Source organism: Pueribacillus sp. YX66 (assembly GCF_041725775.1).
Classification (GTDB): domain Bacteria; phylum Bacillota; class Bacilli; order Bacillales; family UBA6769; genus Pueribacillus.
Genome location: NZ_JBEUEL010000064.1, coordinates 1 through 3,166, shown reverse-complemented (window position 1 = coordinate 3,166; position 3,166 = coordinate 1). Strand labels below are relative to the sequence as shown.

The window sequence follows — 3,166 nt, the reverse complement described above, 5'->3', positions numbered from 1 at the left end:
ATGAACCTTGAAAACTAGATAACGACATCCACAAATAGTAAGTAAAGTCCATGAACAACATCATGGAATCAGAGACAAATTAGGAACGAGGAGTTAAGGAAACAAACGAGGAGGAACTGTAGCGTACGAATGAAAGGTACGTGAGGATTCCGACGAGTGCAGTTGACGAAGAAATCCGCCGTTCAAGATTTGTCGATAGGTTAAGTAGTTAAGGGCACACGGCGAATGCCTAGGCACTAGGAGCCGAAGAAGGACGGGACGAACACCGATATGCTTCGGGGAGCTGTAAGTACGCTTTGATCCGGAGATTTCCGAATGGGGGAACCCACTGTCCGTAATGGGACAGTACCCGCACCTGAATCCATAGGGTGTTGGGAGGCAGACCTGGGGAACTGAAACATCTCAGTACCCAGAGGAAGAGAAAGAAAGATCGATTTCCCAAGTAGCGGCGAGCGAACCGGAAAGAGCCCAAACCAAGAGGCATGCCTCTTGGGGTTGTAGGACACTCAATACGGAGTGAGAAAAGAATGTTGTAGATGAAGCGGTCTGGAAAGGCCCGCCACAGAAGGTAACAGCCCTGTAATCGAAACGGCATTCTCTCCAGAGTGGATCCTGAGTACGGCGGGACACGTGAAACCCCGTCGGAATCTGGGAGGACCATCTCCCAAGGCTAAATACTCCCTAGTGACCGATAGTGAACCAGTACCGTGAGGGAAAGGTGAAAAGCACCCCGGGAGGGGAGTGAAAGAGAACCTGAAACCGTGTGCCTACAAGTAGTCGGAGCCCATTTTTGGGTGACGGCGTGCCTTTTGTAGAATGAACCGGCGAGTTGCGATGGTGTGCCAGGTTAAGCGAAAGCGGAGCCGCAGCGAAAGCGAGTCTGAATAGGGCGTGCTAGTACATCGTCGCAGACCCGAAACCGAGTGATCTACCCATGTCCAGGGTGAAGGTGAGGTAACACTCACTGGAGGCCCGAACCCACGTACGTTGAAAAGTGCGGGGATGAGGTGTGGGTAGGGGTGAAAAGCCAATCGAACTCGGAGATAGCTGGTTCTCCCCGAAATAGCTTTAGGGCTAGCCTCGAGATAGAGTGTTGGAGGTAGAGCACTGATTGGGTAAGGGGTCCCCACAGGATTACCGAGCTCAGTCAAACTCCGAATGCCAATCACTTGTTTCTCGGGAGTCAGACTACGAGTGATAAGATCCGTAGTCGAGAGGGAAAGAGCCCAGACCACCGGCTAAGGTCCCAAAGTATCCGTTAAGTGGGAAAGGATGTGGAGTTGCCCAGACAACCAGGATGTTGGCTTAGAAGCAGCCACCATTTAAAGAGTGCGTAATAGCTCACTGGTCGAGTGACTCTGCGCCGAAAATGTACCGGGGCTAAACGGATCACCGAAGCCGTGGATGACAATGTCATGGTAGGGGAGCGTTCTAAGTGCATCGAAGGTGAATCGTAAGGTGAGCTGGAGTGCTTAGAAGTGAGAATGCCGGTATAAGTAGCGAAAAGAGGGGTGAGAATCCCCTCCGTCGAAAGCCTAAGGTTTCCTGAGGAAGGCTCGTCCGCTCAGGGTAAGTCGGGACCTAAGCCGAGGCTTGACAGCGTAGGCGATGGACAACAGGTTGAAATTCCTGTACCACCATATCTCCGTTTGAACGATGGGGGGACGCAGGAAGGTAGGGTAAGCGCGGCGTTGGAATGCCGCGTCCAAGCAGTGAGGCTGGTAAGTAGGCAAATCCGCTTACCATAAGGCTGAGCTGTGATGGCGAGGGAAATATGGAGTACCGAAGTTCCCGATCCTACACTGCCAAGAAAAGCCTCTAGTGAGGAGAATGGTGCCCGTACCGCAAACCGACACAGGTAGGCGAGGAGAGAATCCTAAGACGCTCGGGAGAACTCTCGTTAAGGAACTCGGCAAAATGACCCCGTAACTTCGGGAGAAGGGGTGCTCATCGGGGTGTAGGCCTTGATGAGCCGCAGTGAAAAGATCCAAGCGACTGTTTATCAAAAACACAGGTCTCTGCGAAGCCGCAAGGCGAAGTATAGGGGCTGACACCTGCCCGGTGCTGGAAGGTTAAGAGGAAGGGTTAGACTTTGGTCGAAGCTCTGAATTGAAGCCCCAGTAAACGGCGGCCGTAACTATAACGGTCCTAAGGTAGCGAAATTCCTTGTCGGGTAAGTTCCGACCCGCACGAAAGGTGCAACGACTTGGATACTGTCTCAACGAGAGACCCGGTGAAATTATAGTATGCGTGAAGATGCGCATTACCCGCGACAGGACGGAAAGACCCCATGGAGCTTTACTGTAGCTTGATATTGGATTTCGGTATCGCTTGTACAGGATAGGTAGGAGCCTTGGAATCCGGGCCGCTAGGTTCGGTGGAGGCGTCGGTGGGATACTACCCCTGCGGTACTGAAGTTCTAACCCACAGCCGTGATCCGGCTGGGAGACAGTGTCAGGTAGGCAGTTTGACTGGGGCGGTCGCCTCCTAAAAGGTAACGGAGGCGCCCAAAGGTTCCCTCAGAATGGTTGGAAATCATTCGCAGAGTGTAAAGGCAGAAGGGAGCTTGACTGCGAGACCTACAAGTCGAGCAGGGACGAAAGTCGGGCTTAGTGATCCGGTGGTTCCGCATGGAAGGGCCATCGCTCAACGGATAAAAGCTACCCTGGGGATAACAGGCTTATCTCCCCCAAGAGTCCACATCGACGGGGAGGTTTGGCACCTCGATGTCGGCTCATCGCATCCTGGGGCTGGAGTAGGTCCCAAGGGTTGGGCTGTTCGCCCATTAAAGCGGTACGCGAGCTGGGTTCAGAACGTCGTGAGACAGTTCGGTCCCTATCCGTCGTGGGCGTAGGAAATTTGAGAGGAGCTGTCCTTAGTACGAGAGGACCGGGATGGACACACCGCTGGTGTACCAGTTGTTCCGCCAGGAGCACAGCTGGGTAGCTACGTGTGGACGGGATAAACGCTGAAAGCATCTAAGCGTGAAGCCCCCCTCGAGATGAGATTTCCCACGAGGCACTTCGGTGCCAAGTTAAGACCCCTTAGAGATGATAAGGTTGATAGGTCTCATGTGGAAGCGTGGTGACACGTGGAGCTGAGAGATACTAATCGGTCGAGGACTTAACCACAAACGAAGGCTTTGGCGCTTACGAGGCGTCAAAGC

1 rRNA gene is annotated in these 3,166 nt (G+C 53.3%); it reads left to right on the top strand.

The features are described 5' to 3' along the window. Positions 1–198: 198 nt before the first annotated feature. Positions 199–3,131 (top strand): 23S ribosomal RNA (locus tag ABU914_RS15225). The last annotated feature ends 35 nt before the right edge of the window (positions 3,132–3,166 follow it).